At 65.8% G+C, this 20996-nt stretch carries 22 protein-coding genes, 1 tRNA gene and 1 pseudogene; 12 read left to right on the forward strand and 12 right to left on the reverse strand.

Going from position 1 to position 20996, the window contains the following annotated elements:
- Positions 1–27: 27 nt before the first annotated feature.
- Together GBO37_RS19205 and GBO37_RS19210 are read right to left on the reverse strand one after the other, a co-directional pair.
- Positions 28–1101 (reverse strand): histidine kinase dimerization/phosphoacceptor domain -containing protein, encoded by a 1074-nt coding sequence (locus tag GBO37_RS19205; RefSeq protein ID WP_252930485.1) that lies wholly within the window; start codon positions 1099–1101, stop codon positions 28–30.
- A gap of 755 nt (positions 1102–1856) precedes the next feature.
- Positions 1857–2534 carry a 4'-phosphopantetheinyl transferase gene (locus GBO37_RS19210; protein WP_252930486.1) on the reverse strand — a complete coding sequence of 226 codons (678 nt, stop codon included), beginning with the start codon at positions 2532–2534 and terminating at the stop codon, positions 1857–1859.
- Positions 2535–2664: 130 nt separating this feature from the next.
- Between GBO37_RS19210 and GBO37_RS19215 the strand changes: the two genes are divergently transcribed.
- Together GBO37_RS19215 and GBO37_RS19220 are read left to right on the forward strand one after the other, a co-directional pair.
- Positions 2665–3504 carry a glycosyltransferase family 2 protein gene (locus tag GBO37_RS19215; protein WP_252930487.1) on the forward strand — a complete coding sequence of 280 codons (840 nt, stop codon included), beginning with the start codon at positions 2665–2667 and terminating at the stop codon, positions 3502–3504.
- Positions 3505–3909: 405 nt separating this feature from the next.
- The gene (locus GBO37_RS19220) at positions 3910–4590 is read left to right on the forward strand and encodes a sugar transferase (RefSeq protein ID WP_252930488.1); all 681 of its coding nucleotides are present in this window, start codon (positions 3910–3912) and stop codon (positions 4588–4590) included.
- Between the two features lie 351 nt (positions 4591–4941).
- On the opposite strand, the pseudogene GBO37_RS21500 reads toward GBO37_RS19220, so the two are convergent.
- From GBO37_RS21500 to pdxH, 6 genes and pseudogenes are all read right to left on the reverse strand, one after another.
- Positions 4942–5355, reverse strand: a pseudogene (locus GBO37_RS21500) (IS5 family transposase); the annotation flags it as partial.
- 72 nt (positions 5356–5427) lie between these two features.
- Positions 5428–5694, reverse strand: coding sequence for a transposase (locus tag GBO37_RS21505; protein WP_256481215.1), 267 nt, complete (start codon positions 5692–5694; stop codon positions 5428–5430).
- Positions 5695–5961: 267 nt separating this feature from the next.
- A tRNA-Pro gene (locus GBO37_RS19230) sits at positions 5962–6038 on the reverse strand.
- Between the two features lie 40 nt (positions 6039–6078).
- Positions 6079–6486 carry a DUF192 domain-containing protein gene (locus tag GBO37_RS19235; RefSeq protein WP_371927643.1) on the reverse strand — a complete coding sequence of 136 codons (408 nt, stop codon included), beginning with the start codon at positions 6484–6486 and terminating at the stop codon, positions 6079–6081.
- Positions 6487–6580: 94 nt separating this feature from the next.
- Positions 6581–7162: a cold-shock protein gene (locus GBO37_RS19240; RefSeq protein ID WP_252930490.1), complete on the reverse strand. Its 582-nt coding sequence runs from the start codon at positions 7160–7162 to the stop codon at positions 6581–6583.
- Positions 7163–7310: 148 nt separating this feature from the next.
- The gene (gene pdxH / locus GBO37_RS19245) at positions 7311–7925 is read right to left on the reverse strand and encodes a pyridoxamine 5'-phosphate oxidase (protein WP_252930491.1); all 615 of its coding nucleotides are present in this window, start codon (positions 7923–7925) and stop codon (positions 7311–7313) included.
- Between the two features lie 79 nt (positions 7926–8004).
- Between pdxH and fabI the strand changes: the two genes are divergently transcribed.
- The 4 genes from fabI (at position 8005) to GBO37_RS19265 (ending at position 10874) form a co-directional block, all read left to right on the forward strand.
- Positions 8005–8832 (forward strand): enoyl-ACP reductase FabI, encoded by an 828-nt coding sequence (fabI, locus tag GBO37_RS19250; RefSeq protein WP_045980836.1) that lies wholly within the window; start codon positions 8005–8007, stop codon positions 8830–8832.
- 16 nt (positions 8833–8848) lie between these two features.
- The gene (locus GBO37_RS19255) at positions 8849–9457 is read left to right on the forward strand and encodes a LysE family translocator (protein ID WP_252930492.1); all 609 of its coding nucleotides are present in this window, start codon (positions 8849–8851) and stop codon (positions 9455–9457) included.
- Positions 9458–9468: 11 nt separating this feature from the next.
- A complete protein-coding gene (gene gpt, locus GBO37_RS19260; protein WP_252930493.1) occupies positions 9469–9969 on the forward strand; it encodes a xanthine phosphoribosyltransferase in 501 nt (166 codons plus the stop codon).
- Positions 9970–10106: 137 nt separating this feature from the next.
- Positions 10107–10874, forward strand: coding sequence for a PRC-barrel domain-containing protein (locus GBO37_RS19265; protein WP_252930494.1), 768 nt, complete (start codon positions 10107–10109; stop codon positions 10872–10874).
- A 54-nt stretch (positions 10875–10928) separates the two neighbouring features.
- Here GBO37_RS19265 and trpE read toward each other — a convergent pair whose 3' ends face one another.
- The 4 genes from trpE to GBO37_RS19285 form a co-directional block, all read right to left on the reverse strand.
- Positions 10929–12434 carry an anthranilate synthase component I gene (gene trpE / locus GBO37_RS19270; protein ID WP_252930495.1) on the reverse strand — a complete coding sequence of 502 codons (1506 nt, stop codon included), beginning with the start codon at positions 12432–12434 and terminating at the stop codon, positions 10929–10931.
- Entirely contained in the window at positions 12434–14311 is a 1878-nt protein-coding gene (locus GBO37_RS19275; protein ID WP_252930496.1) for a SurA N-terminal domain-containing protein, read from the reverse strand. The genes trpE and GBO37_RS19275 overlap by 1 nt, the downstream gene beginning before the upstream one ends.
- 67 nt (positions 14312–14378) lie before the next feature.
- Positions 14379–15554: an aminotransferase gene (locus GBO37_RS19280; protein WP_252930497.1), complete on the reverse strand. Its 1176-nt coding sequence runs from the start codon at positions 15552–15554 to the stop codon at positions 14379–14381.
- Between the two features lies 1 nt (position 15555).
- Entirely contained in the window at positions 15556–16095 is a 540-nt protein-coding gene (locus GBO37_RS19285) for a hypothetical protein (protein ID WP_252930498.1), read from the reverse strand.
- 122 nt (positions 16096–16217) lie between these two features.
- Here GBO37_RS19285 and GBO37_RS19290 point away from each other — a divergent pair, with 122 nt between their 5' ends.
- From GBO37_RS19290 to glp, 6 genes are read left to right on the forward strand one after another with little or no spacing between them, the layout of a single operon-like run.
- The gene (locus tag GBO37_RS19290) at positions 16218–16808 is read left to right on the forward strand and encodes an aminodeoxychorismate/anthranilate synthase component II (protein ID WP_252930499.1); all 591 of its coding nucleotides are present in this window, start codon (positions 16218–16220) and stop codon (positions 16806–16808) included.
- Entirely contained in the window at positions 16805–17824 is a 1020-nt protein-coding gene (trpD, locus tag GBO37_RS19295) for an anthranilate phosphoribosyltransferase (RefSeq protein WP_127898391.1), read from the forward strand. The genes GBO37_RS19290 and trpD overlap by 4 nt, the downstream gene beginning before the upstream one ends.
- Positions 17821–18456 (forward strand): uracil-DNA glycosylase, encoded by a 636-nt coding sequence (locus tag GBO37_RS19300; protein ID WP_252930500.1) that lies wholly within the window; start codon positions 17821–17823, stop codon positions 18454–18456. Before trpD ends, GBO37_RS19300 begins: the two co-directional genes overlap by 4 nt.
- A 48-nt stretch (positions 18457–18504) precedes the next feature.
- A complete protein-coding gene (gene trpC, locus GBO37_RS19305; protein ID WP_252930501.1) occupies positions 18505–19296 on the forward strand; it encodes an indole-3-glycerol phosphate synthase TrpC in 792 nt (263 codons plus the stop codon).
- A complete protein-coding gene (gene moaC, locus GBO37_RS19310; RefSeq protein WP_252930502.1) occupies positions 19293–19766 on the forward strand; it encodes a cyclic pyranopterin monophosphate synthase MoaC in 474 nt (157 codons plus the stop codon). Before trpC ends, moaC begins: the two co-directional genes overlap by 4 nt.
- Positions 19763–20944 (forward strand): gephyrin-like molybdotransferase Glp, encoded by a 1182-nt coding sequence (gene glp, locus GBO37_RS19315; protein WP_252930503.1) that lies wholly within the window; start codon positions 19763–19765, stop codon positions 20942–20944. Before moaC ends, glp begins: the two co-directional genes overlap by 4 nt.
- The last annotated feature ends 52 nt before the right edge of the window (positions 20945–20996 follow it).

Genomic DNA, 20996 nt, shown 5'->3' on the forward strand with positions numbered 1-20996 from the left:
CGCCGCCCGTGGGCGTCCGTTCCGGCATCAAATGCTGGTCGGGTCGATCAGGAAGTCCAGCCGCGCCACCGTGCCGCCGTCCTTGCCTTTCGCCAGCGTCAGTTGGCCGTTCAGCGCCGTCGCGAACTGGCGTGCGACGATCAGTCCCAAGCTGTCCGACGTCTCCAGATCGAAGCCTTCGGGCAGGCCAGGGCCTTGGTCCACGATGCGCAGCGTCGCGGGGATGCGTCCGTCAGGGGTGGCCGCGTCGACGTTCAGCCTGACGGTGATCTCCGTGTCGCGGCCTTCGGGGGCGCCGTGTTCGATGGCGTTCATCACCAGTTCGCTGGCGATCAGACCCAAAGGGACGGCCGTGTCATGCGGCAGCGGCAGGCTGTCGGCGCTGAAGTCCAGATTGACGTCGCCTGCGCCCGTGACCTCCACCACGTCATGCAGAACCTCGCGCAGGTATTCGGCCGCGTCCAGCGTTTGCAGGTCCGGTGAATGCAGCCGCCGCTGCAGCAGCGATATCGACCGGATGCGGGTCTGCGACGCGACCAGCGCTTGGCGCGCGGTCTCGTCCGCGACCAGCTGGGACTGCAGGCGCAGCAGCGCCGCGACCGTGGACAGGTTGTTCGAGATCCGGTGCTGCAGTTCAGAGAACATCAGGCTGCGTGATGTCGCCAACGCGTTGGCCCGTTGTTCGGCGGCCATGCGCTGTTCCAGGGCCCGACCTGCGGCGGTGATGAACACCACGTCCGTGGCAATGATCAGCGCATAGAGCAGCAGGGCGACGATGGCTCCCGGCGTGATGGCCAGGCTGCGCACCGGTTCGATGAAGAAATACCACGCGATCACCCCACAGGCCACGCCCACGGCCAATCCGGACCGCAGCGACGAGAAAACCAGCGTCAGCATGACGGCGGGAAAGAAGGTCAGGAACGGAAATCCGGGCGGCAGCGCATCGTTCAACGCAAAGCGCAGCGCGGTCGACAGCACGATCGCCGACAGGGCGAACACCACCTGATGGCGCAAAGACCTGCGGGCCAGAAGCGCCGCGCCCAGCCCCTGCATCAGCTTGTCGGACAGCGTCCGGCGGTCAGGCGCTGCAGCGTTCGTCACGTCATGTCCCGTCTTGTCCCCGCGGCCGGCCAATGCCGGAGCATCCGCACCTTAGCAAGAATAATGCGGTGGAAAATGGCAGAAATGACTGATGTTTGACGGACCTTTTGGATTGTCGGTACGGCAGCCGCTGTAAGGACGGTCAGCGCGGCGAGGCCGCGGTTCAGCGGCATGGGGTGAACGTGTCGATCAGGTTTGCCGGAGGGTGGTGGTTGGCGGCATTTTTCATCAGCAGAGCGATTTCTCTGACATCTGTTAAGATAACGTATTCAAAGGGTAATCCGTCGTATCATCTTGACGCTGCAGGGATTGAGTAGCGCCAGCCGCCACGGCTTCGTCAACCCGAAAGGCCAGCCTTCGCAGACGCGCCAGACCTTACGGCCCGACTGCTCGGGCCAGACCCGATCATCACAAATCGACAGCATCGACGAGACTAAAAGCCGATTTTTTGGTTGGCCGCGATGTCAGTGGACGTAACGGTATCCAGGCGCCCAAGCGCCGTAAAACAAATTATTCCTTAGCGCGATACAATAGCGGTTTGAAATTGGGTGGCGTGGCTTCCTCGATGAAGTGAACAGCATGCAAAGAGGTTTGGCAATTTAGAAACTTCAATTCTAATAATCGGAAGATGTGTTTTCATCAATTGTCAACAAAAATGCGATAATATTGCAAATATTGTTTATTAGCAGATCGCGCTGCTGGATCACTTTCTCCCCTCAATGTCATAGAACAATATTGGAGTTTCAGACTGCGCGTCAGACACTCCAAACGCCTCCGCCTAGCCTCAATGCGTCGGCATGCTCCTTCCCTATCAGGACCGTTGTTGCGAACAGTCCGCCTGCACGTCGCCACCGGCCGCTCAGGGGGACGCCTTGCACGCTGAGGGTGAAACCGTCGGCCGTGATGGTCAGCGGCGCTTGGCTATAGTCGATCCACAACCCGGTCAGTGGAAACTGGGCCTTGAACGCAGCTTCCTTGGCACTGAACAGCAGTGTCGCTGCCAGTGGTTCGGAAAGCACTGGATCGACACTGTCCAACGGGTGGCGAATCAGTTCCGCCATGTCGTCCGACATCGGCTCCGCACGCTCCAAATCCAGGCCGATCGCCGGCCAATCCGCTTGCCGCGACGCGACGGCCGCGGCGATCCGCGCTGTGTGGGTGATGCTGCCCGACAGGCCCGGCGGCCAGGCCGGTGCCCGCGCTGCGGTCGTGGTGACGGCGGCAGGCATCAGGCCCACATCGGTCATGGCCAGCCGTGCGGCCGCGCGGCCCGCAGTGAATTCGCGGATGCGCGAGGGGACCGCGCGTCCTACCGCTGCCTCCTCCTCCGGCCAGAGAGGCGGCTGCGGGACGTCGATATCGCACACGGCCAGTCCGACGCCCTGCGGCAGCATCGCCCGGATCGCCTGCGCGACACTGGTCTGTTCCTCCATCTTCATGGTCCGATCTAAGCCCGCGGCGGGGTTTGCGGCAATGGGATAAGGCTGCATCGTTACGGCATTGCCAGAGCGCAACCCGCGGGCGATAAGGCGAAGGCACGGGGCATGGATAGGGATCACTGCGATGGATATTGATGGTATCAGCGTCATCCTGCCCGCCCATCAGGAGGAAGCCGGGATCGGCGCCTGTCTGCGCGGGTTGTGTGCGCAACGTCTTGTGCCCGGCGTGTCGCACCAGATCGTCGTGATCGCGAATGGCTGTACAGATGCCACTGCACAACTGGCCCGCGATGCCGCGCCCGCTCTGACGACGGCGGGCTGGCAGGTCTCGGTGCTGGAAACCGCCATCGGGAACAAGATCGCCGCACTGAACATGGGCGACGCTGCGGCGACAGGTGGAATGCGCATCTATCTGGATGCCGATGTGGTGATCGGACCGGGCATGATCGACGCGCTGCATACCGCCTTGTCGGGGCCGGGTGCGCGCTATGCGGGGGCCAGGCTGATCGTGCCGCCGGCCCGGAACCTGCTGTCGCGGGCCTATGCGCGGTTCTGGCAAAAGCTTCCTTTTGTCGCCACCGGCGTGACGGGGGCCGGCCTGTTCGCAATGAACGCAGAAGGGCGCGCTCGGTGGGACCAGTTTCCGCCCGTGATCGCTGACGACGGGTTCGCACGGCTGAACTTTTCCTCGGCCGAACGGACGCGGGTCGAGGTTCCTTACGCGTGGCCCATCACGGAAGGGTTTCGCCGCCTGATCCGCGTTCGCCGACGCCAGGATGCGGGCACCGCGCAGCTGGCGGAGCGCTATCCCGACTTGCAGCAGAACGCAACGGGCGACCGTCCGTTCCTGGGTCGTATGCTGCGGCTCGGCCTGACCGATCCGGTCGGGTTTGCAGTTTACGCGACGGTCACCGTCGCGGTCCGCCTTGGCCGCCCATCGCAGGATTGGGATCGCGGCCGCTAACGCGGCCCTGCGCAATTTCCGGTTGCAGGAATGCGATGGCCGCCTGAGCACACCCGCAGGGAGTGTGCACCAAGGCCGATCTTATATCTTGGTTAATAGATCAAATTGAATTGATCCAGAATTTGACTTTCCGGACAATATTCCGGTCGTTTTGAGGGAACCCGCTAAAACCTGACTGTCAAATGCTGTCATGCGGGTGAAAACAGCCGAGATTAACAACTTAAGCGTGCAAAGTTGCGTCGGTCCTTAAATCAAAAGGTGAAACCGCAGCGACGGACCATCTTTTTGTACAACTTGTATCTATATTGGTGCGTTGGATAAAACCGGCTCATGAGCCTTTGCGACGGTTCGCGTCTTTTAGTTAAAAGTTTATCGATTTTTGTCACGAGTGTGGAGATAACGTAGATGCTACAGTCGAATGACGGCCACGAGCTCGGCTCCTCGCAGGCCACCAACCCGGTCGCCGGGATCGAACTCCCCAAAGTGTATGATAACGGTGGCAAGCGTCTGCTTGACCTGTCCCTGATCCTACTTGCGCTGCCGTTCCTGATCCCGGTCATGGTCCTGGTCGCGCTGGCGGTCATGCTGGACGGCGGGTCGCCTATCTACACACAGAACCGTCTTGGCCGCGGGTGGAAATCGTTCCGCCTGTACAAGTTCCGCACCATGAAGCCCCAAGCAGATCAATTGCTGGAGGCCTATCTGGCCGCCAACCCCGCCGCCCGCGCAGAGTGGGATGCCGATCAGAAGCTGCGCAACGACCCGCGCGTCACAAAGATCGGTGCATTCCTGCGCAAGAGCTCGCTGGACGAGCTGCCGCAGCTGATCAACGTGATCCTGGGCCACATGAGCCTGGTCGGTCCCCGGCCGATGATGCCCGAACAGCGCGTCCTGTACCCGGGCGTCTACTACGCGGCACACCGCCCCGGCCTGACCGGCCTGTGGCAGGTCTCGGTCCGCAACGGCTCGACCTTCGCGACCCGTGCGGTGTTCGACGAACGCTACTCTCGCGAGATAAGCTTGGCGCTGGACGTGTCCACTATCATCCGTACTTTCCAGGTCGTTGCTCGCTGCACTGGCTGCTGATCTCGGTCTCACAGTGACCAAACAAGACCTGCTATCCTCGGATGGTGGGTGCTTTCGTCAAGGTCTCTGCACATCGGGGTACGTGTCAGTGATCTGTGCAGCCTTGGTATCTCTAGTAAAGTGGTCCTGCACCATCCGCCCGGCGGCTGCGGCCACCGGGGTAAGACAAATGGCGTCAAACGACACGTCGGCCACTGTCTGTTCCATCCGTGCCGTGATCTGCTAACAGGACCCGGGTGGATGGCACAACCTGCCATGTCCGTCACAACCTATCCGCGTTCTGCATGCTTGACGACCATCGGCACGACGCACTGGTCCATCGCCTTCACTAGGCTCCAGTCTCGTTAATTTTCAAAGCCAGGAGATGACAGTTGCAGCGAGAGCGATGGCGGACAGAAAGCCCTTCGGGCACCTGTCGTAGCGGGTCGCGACGCGGCGCCCGTCCTTGAGCCTGCCGGACATGATCTCGATACGATTGCGCCGCTGGTAGCGGCGTTTATCGTATGTGACGGGCTTGCCTCGGGATTTCCGGCCAGGAATGCATGGCGTGATGCCCTTGTCCTGCAATGCTTCACGATACCAGTCGGCGTCATGGCCCCGATCGGCAAATAGCCATCCGGCCTCGGGCAGATTGCTCAGCAGGGCCGCCGCGCCGGTGTAGTCGCTGACCTGACCGGCTGTCATGAAGAACTTGATCGGGCGGCCGTTCGCGTCCGTGACGGCATGCAACTGGTGTTCATGCCACCCTTCGTCCGCCCAATCAGCCTGCCACGCCCCCCTTTTTCAACCGCAGGCTTGAAGCTGTGCGGTGCGCCTTGAGATAGGTGGCGTCAATCATCACTGTCTTCCGGTCGGCGGCTTCGGAACCTCCATCATCCGGGCGAAAACACCGATGTCGCTCCAGCGCTTCCATCGGTTGTAGAGGGTCTTCGGTGGACCACACTCTGGCGGCGCATCGGACCAACGCAAGCCATTACGATTGATGAAGATTATCCCGCTCAAGACCCGCCGATCATCGACCCGTGGGCGGCCATGGCTCTTTGGAAAGAACGGCCGCAGCCGCGCCATCTGCTCGTCACTCAGCCAAAAAAGATTGCTCAGCATGCCCCCATCAGTTCGGGAGCGTGAAACACGCCGGCAAGGGGGTCGAAACCCACTAATGGGTCATGACCCTGGAAACATGCGCCGATCTTAACGAAATCACAACGGATATTGGCTGATCACTTGAGAATGCGGCGGACACCATGGAGGGGACGTAGGCTTGTTGCCAGCCATGTCAGATATGTTCGGCCTCTAAGGTCCAAGCGGCGTAAGCTAGCACATAGCCGCATGCCAAAGCGCAAACTATCACGAGTGAAGGAAGTTAACCGGTGGTCGGGGCGATAGGATTCGAACCTACGGCCTACGGTTCCCAAAACCGTCGCGCTACCAGGCTGCGCTACGCCCCGACACCCGCGCTTTAGCGCAAGGGCGCGGCGGTGGAAAGCCCTAGCGGCACGGCCAAGCTGCGGTAGTGCGATCCAGCGCGGGATGAGCCAGCTGCTGGCCGGCAGCAAGGCCCAACCTTGCCGCCTCGCCTCCTGCGATTTCCAGGACCATCAGGCGGTCCGGCTGCGGATCGCCGACGGCGGCACCGGGGATCGGCGTTTCGTCCAAGGGGCGGGCGTTGCGGTGGATATGACGGATCACGCCGGTTTCGTCGAAGAAGATCAGGTCAAGCGGGATCAGCGTGTTGCGCATCCAGAAGCTGACCGGCTGGGGTTCGGGATAGACGAACAGCATTCCCTGTCCCGCAGGCAGGTTTCTGCGGAACATCAGGCCCTGGGCCCGTGATTCGGGTGTGTCGGCAACCTCTATCTGAAAGGACAGAGCCTTGTCGCCAGCTGTGCGAATCAGCGCCGCATCCGACCTGCATTGCGCATCGGCTGGCGGGACGATGGGTTGGGCCGCAAGCGGCACAGCCAGCGCCAGCAACAGGGCGGCGGCAAGGCTACTCCGCAACATGGGGAAGCGAGTTGTGAAGCGATTCGGCCTGCGCCTTTTCGTCATGGGTCGTCTGCGCCGCATCCCATGCCGCGATCTGTGCCGCCATGAGGCCACGCGGGCCCTCGACGATGCGCAGGCAAAGCGCCTCCCCGATGGCGAGGTCTGCAAAACCGGAATGGCGCAGGACCTCGATATGGATGAAGACATCCTCGGAGTAACCGAAGATGTTGGCGAACCCGAAGCCTTTGGATTTGTCGAACCATTTCACACGCGCTGGCCGTAGCGGCAGGCTGTCGAGGTTCTCGATGATGTCGATGTCCAGGTCGGCGATCGGGGCCTGTCCGTCGGTGGCGGGTGGCTCGACCGAAACGACCTCGGCGGCCTGCACGCCGCGGCTGGTATGCTGCACCAGCACCTGCACGCGTGACTGATCGGCGACGGAACTGCGGCCGAAATTGCGCAACACGTTGCCGTGCAACAGAATATCGCTGCCGCCGTTTTCGTCCAGAATGAAGCCATAGCCTTTCGAGGGGTCAAACCACTTGACCAACCCTGTCACCAGCTTGAGGCTGCCGTCTTCTGTCATCGCATTTCCGTATTCACGCTAGCCGATTGTCCTAGGACAGTAATGACCCCCTCCACTGACTACAACACAACAGTGGCTTGGAGGCGAGACTATGCCAACGAGGTTAACAAAAGTTGGTTCCGTTCCTGCGACGACATATCGCGGCAGGTCATGGATAGAGCCGTTCGACCGACCATCCGGCATCCGCGTCGCGGGTCCACCGGAACCGGTCGTGCAGGCGAAACGCGCCGTCCGCCCAGAATTCCAGATGCGACGGAGTGATGCGATAGCCCCCCCAGAACGGCGGCCGCGCAGGGCGCGGACCGTGGCGCAGCCCGGCCTTGGCGGCCTCGGCCACCAGCGTCGCGCGGGCATCCAGCGGTTGCGACTGGCGCGAGGCCCAAGCCCCCAACCTGCTCTGCAGCGCGCGGCTGTCGTAATAGGCGTCGGCCTGGGGTCCGTCCTCTCGGGTGACGGTGCCGCGCACGCGGATCTGCCGGTGCAGCGATTTCCAGTGCATCACGAAGGCCGCCTTGCCCGAGGCCTCGATCTGGCGGCCCTTGGCGCTGTCATAGTTGGTATAGAAGACGAAGGATCCGTCCAGCCCCTGCCCGTCGATATCCTTGAGCAGGACCATCCGCACATCCGGCAGCCCGGCTGCATCGACGCTGGCCAGCGCGATGGCATTCGGGTCATTGGGCTCGGACGCCCGCGCCTCTTCCAGCCAAGCACGGGCGATGTCGAACGGGTCGTCGCCCGCAAAGATTCCGGTCCGATCACTCATCGCGCATTCCTTATGCTTGCTGCGACAGGACACTTGCCCTAATCACCTTTGAAACGGTTGAAAGCGTGAGGGACAGGACATGTCAAGCGAGCAGAGGCCCGGCCTGATGGCCGGCAAGCGCGGTCTCATCATGGGATTGGCCAACGACAAGTCGATCGCCTGGGGCATCGCCAAGGCCTTGGCGGCCGAGGGTGCGGAACTGGCGTTCAGCTATCAGGGCGATGCGCTGAAGAAGCGCGTCGATCCGCTGGCGGCGCAGCTGGGGTCGGACACGGTGCTGCCCTGCGACGTGTCGAACGAGGCATCGATCGATACCCTGTTCGCGGATCTGGGCGCGAAATGGGACGGGCTGGATTTCGTCGTCCATGCCATCGGCTTTTCGGACAAGGACCAGCTGCGCGGCCGCTATGCCGAGACGACACGTGACAACTTCCTGATGACAATGGACATTTCGGTCTATTCCTTCACCGCCGTCGCGCGCCGCGCGGCCGCGATGATGAAGGATGGCGGGTCGATGCTGACGCTGACCTATTACGGCGCCGAACGCGTCATGCCGCATTACAACGTGATGGGCGTCGCCAAGGCCGCGCTGGAAGCCTCGGTCCGCTATCTGGCCGAGGATTTCGGCAAGGACAACATCCGCGTCAACGCGATCAGCGCCGGACCGATCAAGACGCTGGCCGCCAGCGGCATCGGCGACTTCCGCTACATCATGAAGTGGAACGAACTGAACTCTCCGCTGCGTCGCAATGTCACGCAGGAAGATGTCGGCAATTCCGCCCTGTACCTTCTGTCGCGCCTTGGTGCCGGCGTGACAGGCGAGACGCATCACGTCGATGCCGGCTATCACGTCGTGGGCATGAAGGCCGTCGACGCCCCCGACATCGCGACCGTCAAGAAGGACTGACGGACACGCCGCCCCGATGATCCAGATCACGGCCGAACAGATGGGCATCTTCGTGGCCACGCTGTCGGCCGCGATCCTGTCACCCGGACCCGGCGTGATCGCCGTCAGCCAGGGCGCCTTTGCCCTGGGGCGCAGACGCGCGCTGACCTATGGGTGGGGTCTGGCGATCGGCGCGTCGGTCTGGTGCCTGGTCGCACTGCTGGGACTGACAGCCCTGTTCCGCGTCGCCCCCTGGACCCTGATCCTGCTGAAACTGTTGGGCGGGGCCTATCTGATCCGCATCGGCATCCTGATGTGGATCCATGCCCGCGACCCGATGCCCGACGCCGCGGCGGGCGGGATGAGCCTGTGGTCCGGCATGGCACTGAATCTGTCGAACCCGAAACCGGCGCTGTTCTATTCCGCAGTGCTGCTGTCGATCTTCCCCGCAGCGCTGAGTGTCGCCGACAAGGGCGCCATCTATGCCGTGGCCTTGTCGGTCGAGCTGTTCTTCTATACCGCACTGGCCAGCCTGATGGCCCTGTCGCTGTTGCGACGGCGCTATGCGGCCCTGAAATTCTGGATCGACCGGGGGGCCGGGCTGGCGATCGCCGCCCTTGGCCTGTCCCTGGTCCTGCGCCCGTGAAGGAGACAACGATGAACGACCGCCTGCCGCACGAAAAAGGCTTCCATGTCAGCTGGGACCAGCTGCACCGCGACGCGCGCGCCCTGGCATGGCGCATGGACGGCACCGAATGGCGGGCCGTGGTCGCCGTGACTCGCGGCGGGCTTGTCCCCGCGATGATCGTCGCCCGGGAACTGGACATCCGGACCATCGACACGATCTCGATCCGTTCCTACAAGGGCGTCGGCACGGAAGCGGGCCAGGGCCAGCTGGAGGTCCTCAAGCGCCCCGACCACGAACTGATGGGCGACGGCGAGGGCATCCTGGTCGTGGACGACCTGGTTGATTCGGGACGCACGCTGGAACTGATCCGCGAGATGTATCCCAAGGCGCACCTGGCCACCGTCTATGCCAAGCCCAAGGGCAAGCCGATGGTCGCCAGCTATGTGACCGAGGTCAGCCAGGACACCTGGATCTTCTTCCCATGGGACATGGCATTGCAGTACGTGCAACCTTTCCGCGGCGAAGACTGAAACGATATCAGGGGCTTGGCGAACCCCTGACATTTCTGTCACCGACAGGGCGGGAACCTGACGTGATGCCGGTGCATTAAGCACCCAATGGCGGGCTGCCCAAGCAACCCGCAAGGCACACACAGGAGACCAAAGACATGCGTAAGCTGCTTTTGACCACCACCCTTGCTCTGCCTCTGACCCTTGGCGCGGCATTCGCGCAGGATACGGCGCCTGCCGCTGATCCCGCGATGGAGCCCGCCGAGACCGCCCCCATGACCGACTCCGGAACTGGCGACATGGCGACGGGTGACATGGCCACGGACGATATGGCCACTGAAGACGCCGATGAAGCCGCCGCTGCCGCATCCGCTGCAGAAAAGGTCGAGGTTCAGCAGGCTGAAAACGAATGGCGCATCGACTGGATCACCGGCGCAAGCGTGACGTCGCCTGATGGCACCGATATCGGCTCGATCAGCGACCTGATCGTCGATGGAGACACCGGCGAGATGAAGGCCGCGATCATCGGCGTGGGTGGTTTCCTCGGCATCGGCCAGAAGCAGATCGCCCTGCCGTGGGCTGACCTGACCATCAATTCGGACGCGCAAGAGATCACCAGTGATCTGACTCGCGAAGAGGCCGAAGCCGCACCCGAATACGTGTTCCGCGATCAGGAAGCACCGGCCGGCGACATGATGAGCGACCCGGCCGCTGACCCGGCAGCGGCTCCTGCTGCGGACCCGATGGCGACCGGCACCGCGACCCCGCCTGCCGACACAATGGCGACCGAACCTGCAGGTGACATGGCGGCCGAACCCGCCGACGGTATGGCTGAACCCGCCGACACGATGGCGACCGAGCCGGCGGACACGATGGCAACGGAACCGGCAGACGGTACGACGACCGAGCCCGCACCCGCCAACTGAGTTGCGATCCTGACTAAAGAACGGCGGCCCTTTGGCCGCCGTTTTTCGTTGCACTCAGCTGTTTCCGCGGACGAACCGCGACGCGCCTTCTGCGGCGCGTTGCAGGGCACGGCTTTTGTTGACCGTTTCCTCGAACTCCGCTTCGGGGTCGCTGTCGTAGACGACGCCCCCGCCAGCCTGAATATACAGCGCCTTGTCCTTGACCACGCCGGTGCGCAACGCGATGCACATGTCCATCTCGCCATTGGCCGCGAAATAGCCGACTGCCCCGCCATAGACGCCCCGCTTTTCAGGCTCCAGCTCGTCGATGATCTGCATCGCGCGGACCTTGGGCGCGCCCGACACCGTCCCGGCAGGCAGGCCCGCCAACAGCGCGGACAGCGCGTCCTCGCCCTCCCGCAGCTCTCCGACCACGTTGGACACGATGTGCATGACATGGCTATAGCGTTCGATCACAAACTGCTCGGTCGGGCGGACGGTGCCGGGCCTAGCGACGCGACCCACGTCGTTGCGGCCCAGATCCAGCAGCATCAGGTGTTCGGCCAATTCCTTCTGGTCGGACAGAAGATCGGCCTCCAGCGCACGATCCTCCGCCTCGTCCGCGCCGCGGGGCCGCGTTCCGGCGATGGGGCGGATCGTCACCTCTCCGTCGCGCAGGCGGACCAGGATCTCGGGGCTTGCACCGACGATCTGGAAACCGCCCATGTTCAGGAAGAACATGAAGGGCGACGGGTTGGTCCGCCGCAGGCTGCGGTAAAGTGCGAAGGGCGGCAACGGAAAGTCCATCCGCCACCGCTGGCTGGGAACGACCTGAAAGATGTCGCCCGCGCGAATGTAATCCTTGGCGGTCTCAATCGCGGCCAGATAATCGGGTTTGGCGAAATTGGACACCGGCGCGCCGATCTGCGTGTCGTCGCCCATCACCCGCGGCTCTGACGGCTGCCGATCAAGCGAGCGCAGCGCATCCATGACCCGTTCCGCCGCCCGCGCATAGGCCGCGCGCGCATTGTCGGTACCGTCATGCCAAGCCGGGGCGCACAGGGTCACCTCTCCCTTCACGCCGTCCAGCACGGCCACAACCGACGGGCGCATCATCATCGCGTCCGGCAGGTCCAGCGGATCGGGATTCACATCCGGCAGATCCTCGACCAGCCGGATCATGTCATAGCCCAGATAGCCGAACAGGCCCGCCGCGACCGGCGGCACGCCCTCGGGCATCGCGTCGATCCGGCTTTCCGCAATCAGGGCCCGAAGGCTGTCCAGCGCCGGGCGGGTATCATCCTCGAAGTCCTGAGAGAACCGCGCCTGCCGGTTGATCCGCGCCTGACCGTCGCGGCATTCCCAAACCAGGTCTGGCTTCATGCCGACGATCGAATAGCGGCCACGCAGTTCTCCGCCCGTGACCGATTCCAGCATGAAGCTCTGCGGTGCGGCCTCGGCCAGCTTCAGCATCAGGCTGACCGGGGTGTCCAGGTCCGCGGCCAGCCGGATGGTCACCAGTTGGTTGCGGCCTGCGACCCATTCGGCCTCGAACTGCGGAAATTCCGGCGTCAGCTGCATCACTGGACCTGGGCGTTGATGGCGTTGATCGCGGACTGGTTCAATTCGACCGCGGACTGGCGCTGCGCATAGCGGGCGTAATAGTCGAACAGGTCGACCTGCAGCGACTGATCCAGACGCGACCGCACCCCGTCCAGCACCTGCGCGGCATCGGGCTGGGACAGGTCGGCATCGTTGATCTGGTCAAGCCGCACGACGAACACCCGGTCGCCCGCATCGACGACCTCGGCCTGACCGGGTTCGGTCACGGCAAAGGCCTGCGACAGCAGCTGCGGGGGCAGTCCGTCCATCCAGTCGCTGCGCGCCAGGCCGGTTTCGGTCGTCCAGGCGGAGGCGTCGTCGGCCTGCGCCTCGCCCGGGGTCGCCTCGGTCTGGGCGACCTCGGCCAGGCTCAGATCGGCGGCCAGTTCCAGCAGCTGGCGCTGGACCTCGGCGCGGCGCCAATCGGCCAGAACCTCGTCGCGGACCTCTTCGAAGGGGCGCAGGGTCGGGGGCACGATCTCGTCCAGGCGCATCGCGAAGACGCCGCCATCCGCCAGTTCGGCCAGTTCGGGGAAATCGGTGCTTTCCATCTGGGCGGCACGTTCGCGGAACGCCTCGTATCCGGCGATGCTGCCCTCGGCCGGCACCGCGTCGGCGGTCCAGTCGATCTGGCCCAGTTCCAGCTCGGTATCCTCGGCCAGCTCCTCCAGCGTCGCGCCGCTTGCCAGCGCGTCCTCCAGATCCGCGATGCGGTCCTGGATCTGGCGCGCGGCCGCGGACAGCGCCGCCTCTCCGCGCAGGCCTTCGCGCGCTTCCTCGAAGGGAATGTCGACGGGGTCCAGGATCGCGTTCACCGAAAACAGCGCAGGGCCCAGATCGGTCTGCAGCGGGCCCACGACCCCCGGCTGGTCCAGCGCGAACACGGCCTCGGCCGCTGAACCCAGCTGCGCCTCGGTCACCTCGCCCAGATCAACGTCGTCCAGCGTCAGCCCGCGCTGCAGGACGAAGGATTCGAACGGCGCGGTGTTGGCGTCGATCTGCTCGCGGGCGGCCTGCGCCTGTGCCTCGTCGGGAAAGACCAGGCGGCTGACCATCCGGCGCGCGGGGCGCTGGAACTGGTCGATGTTCAGCTGATAGGTATCGCGCAGCGCGGCCTCGTCCAGCTGCACCTCGGAGGACAGCATGTCGGGCGTCACCCAGGCATAGGTGATCGCGCGCGTCTCGGGCGCGGTGAAGCGGTCGCCATTGGCCGCATGCCAGGCACGCAGCGTCGCGTCGTCGGGCTCGGCCACGGGGGCGGGCAACTCGTCCTCGGTCAGTTCGCGCCAGCTGAAATCGCGCGTCTCCAGCAGCCAGCGCGCGGTCTGGTCGACCATCGGCGCCGGCGCGGTCACGCCGCCCACGACGGCGCGCTGCAAAAGCAGGCGCGCCTCGTCGTCGCGCACGGTCGCCTCGAAATCGGCCTCGGTCAGGTTCTCGCGGCGCAGCACCTCGGCATAGGCGGCACGGTCGAACGACCCGTTCGGGCCCTGGAACGCACCCGCCTGCATGATCGTCTGCGCAACCTGCGCATCGCCCACCGACACGCCGATGGCGCGCGCCTGTTCCGCCAGCGCGGCCGCCGCGATCAGGTTGGCCTGCACCGACTGCGCCAGCCCCATCTGCTGCGCCTGCTGCATGGTGATCTGCTGGCCGGTCTGCTGGGAAAAGGCGCTCATTTCCGATTGCAGGGCGCGGGCATAGTCGTCGGCCGTGATCTTGGTGTCGCCGACCGATCCGATCTCGGTCGTGCCGCCCGAAAAGCTGGTGATGCCAAAGCCTCCCAGCCCCAGCACCATCAGACCCATCAGGATCCAGACGATGGTCGATTTGCCCTTGGTACGCAGCTGTGACATGGCGCGGCCTTCCTCGTGGTCGTGTCCCGCCCGTCTTTAGGGCGCGGGCGGGTCAGCCACAAGTGGATCAGGCCGAAAGGCCGGCCAGCCGGTCCGCCAGCGCCGCGATTCCGGCCGCGTCGACATTGGCGAACGCAATGCGCAGGTGGCGCGGGCCCGTGGCGTCGCCCTCGGGCGTGAACATCGTTCCGGGCAGCGCCAGGACGCCTGCGTCCCGAACCATCCGCCGCGCCAGGTCGGCCGAGCCTTCGGCGAACGGGTGTTCGACCCATGCGAAATACGCCCCCGCGCTTTTCAACCGCCAGCCGGGCAAGGCGCCAAGGGCGGCCGCGGCGGCGGCGCGGCGCGCCAGGATCTCGGCCCGCTCTCCGGCCAGCCAGTCCTGCAGATGCTCCATCCCCCAGACCGCGCCGATCTGACCCAGTTGCGACGGAGAGATGGCCACGGTGTCCAGGAACTTCTCGACCTGCTGCAGCCGCTCGATGCCGGCGACGATGGCGCCGACGCGATGCCCGGTCAGGCGATAGGCCTTGGAAAAGCTGTATAGCTGGATCAGCGTCCCGTCCCAGTCAGGCCGGGTCAGCAGATCGTGCGGTGCCCCGTCGCGGCTGTCGAAATCGCGATAGGTCTCGTCCACCACCAGCGCGATCCCGTGCGCCTGCGCCAGATCGAAGAACCGCCCCACAAGATCGGCCGGGTATTCCGCGCCCGACGGATTGTTCGGCGTGACCAGCACGATCGCCCGCGTGCCGGGCGTGATCAACGCCGCCGCGTGATCGGGGTCGGGCAGCATGTCGGCCCCGCAGGGCAGCGGGACCGTGGCGACGCCCGCCATGTCCAGCCACATCTTGTGATTGAAGTACCAAGGCGTCGGCACGATCACCTGATCGCCCTGCCCGGCCAGCGTCGCCATGACCGCGCAGAACGCCTGGTTGCACCCTTGGGTGATCGCGACGTTGGTCCCCGTCAGAGCACCACCATAGGCGGCGGAAAACTGCGCCGCCACGGCATCGCGCAGATCGCTGTTGCCCAGGACGGGGCCGTACAGATGCGCCTCGGGTCGGTGCAGGGCCGCCTCGGCGATGGCCCGGCGCAGCCCTTCGGGCGGCGGATCGACGGGGGCGGCTTGGCTGACATTGATCAGGGGTCGGTCGGCGGGGAAGCTGACGCCGCTCAGCCAGCGGCGCGCCTCCATCACCGGGGGGGCAAAGGTCGCGGCAAGGGCGGGGTTCAGCGGGCGCATGTCAGTCTCGTTCCATTCTGCGAAGGTCGGTCAGGTCCGGTGGCAGCGACAGGTCCAGCGCCGGCGCGGGCATCGCGGGCGCCCGGTCCAGCGGCACATCGTCCGACGGCGCGATCCGCGGCAATCCGTCCTGCGCCGCGCGGATCGCGGGCTGGGGCGCGGGGCCGGTCACCGTCACCGGCGTATCGTCGCGCAGGGTCAGGCCGGGCGCATCGGCGGCCATGTCGGGCGCGGGTTGCGCGGGCATCCGGTCCGTGGGCTGCAGGCTGGGGCGCATCGTGTCATTCGTCACGGGGGCCGGTTCATCCTGGGGTGCGGGCACCGCGGCGGGCGTGGCCGCATCGCGCAGGCTGGCCGCACTGGGCGCGGGCAAGGTCGGCGAGACGTCGCCCCCGCGTCCGAATTCGGACCCGATCGGCATGCCGATCGACAGCGCGTCGCGCCCCGGCGGCGCCAGCGGCACCGCCAGCGACAGCCCGGCCAGCGCCAGGGCCCCAACCAGCCCGCCCGTCGCCGCCCCCGCCAGAAATCCCCGTGCCATCCCTGCCCCGTCCGTGCTGTGCGTCCGCCCGGTCTTGACCCCCGGTGGCGCTTTGGCCCATCTATAGCGGACGCTTTTTCCGGGGGAAACCGCCCCCCTTCTTCTGGCCGCAAGGTGCATCGATGATCCTTCTGATCGACAATTACGACAGCTTCACCTGGAACCTTGTCCATTACATTGGCGAGGCCGGGGCCGAGGTCGTCGTGCGCCGCAACGACCAGATCACCGTGGACGAGGCTCTGGCGATGGCGCCGGACGGGATCGTGATCTCTCCGGGTCCGTGCGATCCGGCGCAGGCCGGGATCTGCCTGGACCTGATCCGCGCGGCTGCGGACCACGCCGTGCCGCTGTTCGGGGTGTGCCTGGGCCACCAGGCGATCGGAGAGGCGTTCGGCGGTCGCGTTGTGCGCGCCAACCGCATCCTACATGGCAAGGTCGACGCGATCAGCCATGACGGCACAGGCGTCTTTTCGGGGCTGCAATCGCCGCTGAACGCCACCCGCTATCATTCGCTGACCGTCGAACCCGAGACCCTGCCGAACTGCCTGCGCGTCACCGCGACGTCGGACGACGGCACGATCATGGGCCTGATCCATTCCGACCTGCCGATCGAGGGCGTCCAGTTCCACCCCGAATCCATCGCCTCGCAGTTCGGACACGAGATGATCCGCAACTTCCTGGACCGCTGCACCGTCCGCAAGGACGCCGCATGACGGACATCCGACCCCTGATCGGCCTTGCCGCCGAACGCCCCCTGACGGGATCCGAGGCCGAGGCCGCCTTCTCTGCGCTGTTCGACGGTGCGGCGACCCCCGCCCAGATCGGCGGCCTGCTGATGGCCTTGCGCGTGCGCGGCGAAACCGTGGACGAGATCGCAGCCGCCGCCCGCGCCATGCGCGCCCGCATGAACCGCGTCACCGCCCCCGATGGCGCGATGGACATCGTGGGCACCGGCGGCGACGGCAAGGGGACGCTGAACATCTCGACCGCGACGGCCTTTGTCGTGGCGGGGGCCGGCGTGCCCGTGGCCAAGCACGGCAACCGCAACCTGTCGTCGAAATCCGGGGCGGCCGATGCGCTGACCCAGATGGGCATCAACGTGCTGGGCGGCCCCGCCGTGGCGCAGCGCGCGCTGGACCAGGCGGGCATCTGCTTCATGATGGCGCCGATGCACCATCCGGCGATGCGCCATGTCGGCCCGCCCCGGACCGAACTGGGCACGCGCACCGTCTTCAACCTTTTGGGACCGTTGACCAATCCGGCCGGGGTTCGCCGCCAGCTGACCGGCGCGTTCAGTGCCGACTGGCTGCGCCCCATGGCCGAGGTGCTGCGCGACCTGGGGTCGACATCGGCCTGGCTGGTGCATGGCGGCGACGGCACGGACGAGCTGTCGATCGCCGAGGACAGCCACGTGGCCGCGCTGCAGGACGGCCAGATCACCGAATTCACCATCGCCCCCGAGGATGCGGGCCTTTCCCGCCATCCCTTCGCCGCGATCGTGGGCGGAGAGCCGTCGCACAATGCCGCAGCCTTCCGGGCCCTGCTGGACGGCGAACGGGGCGCCTATCGCGACGCGGTCCTGCTGAACGCGGCCGCTGCGCTGCTGATCGCGGGGCGGGTTTCCGACCTGCGCGACGGAGCCCGGATGGCCGCCGAATCGCTGGACAGCGGCGCGGCAAAGGCGCGGCTGGTGGCGCTGGCGCAGGTCACCGGCGCACCCGAATCATGACGCCCCCGTCGGACTGGGCGCATCTGCCGTTCTTTCGGGACGACTGGCCGGCGATCCGCGACCGGCTGGCGGACACGGCGTTCCTGCCCGGGCCTGATCGGATCTTCGCGGCCCTGCAGGCGACATCGCCGCGGGATGTGCGCGTCGTGATCCTGGGTCAGGATCCCTATCCGACACCGGGCCATGCGAACGGGTTGGCATTCTCGGTTACGCCCGACACGCCGCTGCCCCGGTCGCTGCGCAATATCTTTGCCGAGCTGCGCGACGATCTGGGCGATGCGCCCGCCACGGGTGATCTGTCGCATTGGGCGCGTCAGGGCGTGCTGCTGCTGAACACCGCACTGTCGGTCGTGCCCGGACAGGCAGGAGCCCATGCGGGCTTGGGCTGGGAAAGGCTGGCCCGACAGGCCGTTGCCGAGGCGCAGGCGCACGGTCCGCTGGCCTTCGTGCTGTGGGGCAATCACGCGCGGAAAGCGGTGGCGGGCCTGCCGCGCGCGCAGGATCTGGTGATCGCCACGGCCCATCCCTCGCCCCTGTCGGCCCGGCGCGGGTTCTTTGGATCGCGGCCCTTCAGCCGCATCAACGACTGGCTGACGGACCAGGGGCGTGCGGCCATCGACTGGACCGGCTGACCGCCGCGCCCCCTTTCCCCGCCCGCGCGGTGGGGATAGAACGGGGGCATGGATATTCTGGACAAGATCAAGGCCTACAAGCTGGAAGAGATCGCCGCCGCCAAGGCCGCGCGTCCGCTGGCCGACCTCGACGCGCAGGCCCGTGCGGCCGACGCCCCCCGCGGCTTTGCCCGCGCGCTGGACCGGGCCGCAGCCGGCGGCCCCGCCCTGATCGCCGAGATCAAGAAGGCCAGCCCGTCCAAGGGCCTGATCCGGCCCGATTTCGATCCGCCGTCGCTGGCCCGTGCCTATCAGGCGGGCGGCGCGGCCTGCCTGTCGGTGCTGACCGACGGCCCCAGCTTTCAGGGCGCGCCCGCGTTCCTGACGGCCGCACGCGCCGCCTGCGACCTGCCGGCGCTGCGCAAGGATTTCCTCTACGACACCTATCAGGTGACAGAGGCCAGGGCCTGGGGCGCGGATTGCATCCTGATCATCATGGCCTCGGTCGACGACGCCCAGGCCCGCGACCTGGAGGATGCGGCGATGGGCTGGGGCATGGACGTCCTGATCGAGGTGCATGACGCGCCCGAACTGGACCGCGCCCTGCGCCTGAAATCACCGTTGATCGGCGTGAACAACCGCAATCTCAAGACCTTCGAGGTCACACTTGACGTAACGCGCGACCTTGCACCGCGCATCCCGGACGACCGCCAGCTGGTCTGCGAAAGCGGGCTGTTCACCCCGGCGGACCTGGGCGCGATGATGCAGACCGGCGCGCGGCGCTTCCTGATCGGCGAAAGCCTGATGCGTCAGGCCGACGTGACCGCCGCCACCCGCGCCATCCTGGACGTCGCAGCATGACCCTGACGCATTTCGACGCCGCCGGTCAGGCGCATATGGTCGACATCTCGGCCAAGTCCGAAACCGCGCGCGAAGCTGTGGCCACGGGCTGCGTTATCATGACACCCGAGACGTTGACCCTCGCGCAGGGGGGTGTGGCCAAGGGCGACGTGCTGGGCGTGGCGCGCCTGGCGGGCATCATGGGCGCAAAGCGCACCGCCGATCTGATCCCGCTGTGCCATCCGCTGGCGCTGGCCAAGGTCGCGGTCGACCTTGTGGCCGATCCAGACCTGCCCGGTATCCGCGTTACCGCGACCGTCCGCACCACCGGCCGCACCGGGGTCGAGATGGAGGCGCTGACCGCCGTCACGACCGCTTGCCTGACCGTATACGACATGCTGAAGGCGGCGCAGAAGTCGATGGAAATTCAGGACATCCGCCTGCTGCGCAAGGATGGCGGCAAGTCCGGCCCCTACGAGGCGCCGCGATGATCTCGGTCGCCGAGGCCCTTGAACGCGTTCTGGCCCTTTCCAACCCGCCGCGCCCCGAGATTGTGTCCCTGGCCGACGCCCATGGCCGCGCCCTGCTGCAGCCCGCCGTGTCCCGGCTGACCCAGCCACCCTTCGACGCGTCCGCGATGGACGGCTATGCGACGCGGGCGGCCGATCTGGACGACGCCCTGACCGTGATCGGCACCAGCGCGGCAGGCCATCCGTGGGTCGGCACTGCCCGCCCAGGCACCGCCATCCGCATCTTCACCGGTGCACCGGTGCCGCAAGGCTTTGACCATGTCGAACTGCAGGAGAACGTGGACCGCGACGGCGACGTGATCCGCGTTGTGACCCGATCCGGGGGCAGCAACATCCGGGCGCGCGGCAACGACTTTGCGCAAGGCGATACCGTCGCGCCGGGGATCATCTTGGGCGCCGCTCATATCGGTCTGCTGGCCGCGATGAACGTGGATAAGATCACGGTCGCCGCGCGCCCCCGCGTCGCCATCCTGGCGGGCGGCGATGAATTGGTTCCCCCCGGCACGGACCCTGCGGAGGGTCAGATCATCAGCTCGAACGACCTGGCCATTGCGGCCATGGTCCGTGATGCTGGCGGTGAGCCGCATATCCTGCCGATCGCGCGCGACACCGAGGACAGCCTGCGTGCCAGTTTTCGCGCGGCGGCGGACGCGGATCTGCTGGTCACCATCGGCGGCGCATCAGTCGGCGACCATGACCTGATCGGCAAGATGGCGCAGGAACATGGTATCGAACAGGCCTTCTACAAGGTCGCGCTGCGTCCCGGAAAGCCGCTGATGGCGGGCCGGATGGCGGAAGGCGCCATGCTGGGCCTGCCGGGAAATCCCGTTTCGGCAATGGTTTGCGCAGTTCTGTTCATGCAGCCGCTGATCCGCGCGATGCAGGGGCTTCCGGCGGATACGCCATTGCGCAAGGCGCGGCTGGCCCGTGACCTGCCGGCTGAAGGACCCCGCCAGCATTACCTGCGGGCGACATTGGCTGCGGGCGAGGACCTGCCCCTGATCGCGCCTTTTGCGGATCAGGATTCGGCACGGCTGGCGCTGATGGCGCAGGCGAATGCGCTGCTGGTTCGTCCGCCGCATGATCCGGCCAGATCGGCGGGCGATCTGGTCGATTACATTCCCCTTGCCGCTAGTTAACTGTTTTTTCACCCTTTCACGGTCAACTGATTGACGCGATTCTGTGGATAAG

Source organism: Paracoccus sp. 08 (assembly GCF_024105395.1).
GTDB classification, from domain to species: Bacteria; Pseudomonadota; Alphaproteobacteria; order Rhodobacterales; family Rhodobacteraceae; genus Paracoccus; species Paracoccus marcusii.

Excerpts from the sequence above, each read along its gene's own strand:
- GBO37_RS19210 (WP_252930486.1), bottom strand. The coding sequence starts at position 2,534 with ATGGAGGAACAGACCAGTGTCGCGCAGGCGATCCGGGCGATGCTGCCG.
- GBO37_RS19215 (WP_252930487.1), top strand. The coding sequence starts at position 2,665 with ATGGATATTGATGGTATCAGCGTCATCCTGCCCGCCCATCAGGAGGAA.
- GBO37_RS19220 (WP_252930488.1), top strand. The coding sequence starts at position 3,910 with ATGCTACAGTCGAATGACGGCCACGAGCTCGGCTCCTCGCAGGCCACC.
- GBO37_RS21505 (WP_256481215.1), bottom strand. The coding sequence starts at position 5,694 with ATGCTGAGCAATCTTTTTTGGCTGAGTGACGAGCAGATGGCGCGGCTG.
- GBO37_RS19240 (WP_252930490.1), bottom strand. The coding sequence starts at position 7,162 with ATGACAGAAGACGGCAGCCTCAAGCTGGTGACAGGGTTGGTCAAGTGG.
- pdxH (WP_252930491.1), bottom strand. The coding sequence starts at position 7,925 with ATGAGTGATCGGACCGGAATCTTTGCGGGCGACGACCCGTTCGACATC.
- fabI (WP_045980836.1), top strand. The coding sequence starts at position 8,005 with ATGTCAAGCGAGCAGAGGCCCGGCCTGATGGCCGGCAAGCGCGGTCTC.
- GBO37_RS19255 (WP_252930492.1), top strand. The coding sequence starts at position 8,849 with ATGATCCAGATCACGGCCGAACAGATGGGCATCTTCGTGGCCACGCTG.
- gpt (WP_252930493.1), top strand. The coding sequence starts at position 9,469 with ATGAACGACCGCCTGCCGCACGAAAAAGGCTTCCATGTCAGCTGGGAC.
- GBO37_RS19265 (WP_252930494.1), top strand. The coding sequence starts at position 10,107 with ATGCGTAAGCTGCTTTTGACCACCACCCTTGCTCTGCCTCTGACCCTT.
- trpE (WP_252930495.1), bottom strand. The coding sequence starts at position 12,434 with ATGCAGCTGACGCCGGAATTTCCGCAGTTCGAGGCCGAATGGGTCGCA.
- GBO37_RS19275 (WP_252930496.1), bottom strand. The coding sequence starts at position 14,311 with ATGTCACAGCTGCGTACCAAGGGCAAATCGACCATCGTCTGGATCCTG.
- GBO37_RS19280 (WP_252930497.1), bottom strand. The coding sequence starts at position 15,554 with ATGCGCCCGCTGAACCCCGCCCTTGCCGCGACCTTTGCCCCCCCGGTG.
- GBO37_RS19285 (WP_252930498.1), bottom strand. The coding sequence starts at position 16,095 with ATGGCACGGGGATTTCTGGCGGGGGCGGCGACGGGCGGGCTGGTTGGG.
- GBO37_RS19290 (WP_252930499.1), top strand. The coding sequence starts at position 16,218 with ATGATCCTTCTGATCGACAATTACGACAGCTTCACCTGGAACCTTGTC.
- trpD (WP_127898391.1), top strand. The coding sequence starts at position 16,805 with ATGACGGACATCCGACCCCTGATCGGCCTTGCCGCCGAACGCCCCCTG.
- GBO37_RS19300 (WP_252930500.1), top strand. The coding sequence starts at position 17,821 with ATGACGCCCCCGTCGGACTGGGCGCATCTGCCGTTCTTTCGGGACGAC.
- trpC (WP_252930501.1), top strand. The coding sequence starts at position 18,505 with ATGGATATTCTGGACAAGATCAAGGCCTACAAGCTGGAAGAGATCGCC.
- moaC (WP_252930502.1), top strand. The coding sequence starts at position 19,293 with ATGACCCTGACGCATTTCGACGCCGCCGGTCAGGCGCATATGGTCGAC.
- glp (WP_252930503.1), top strand. The coding sequence starts at position 19,763 with ATGATCTCGGTCGCCGAGGCCCTTGAACGCGTTCTGGCCCTTTCCAAC.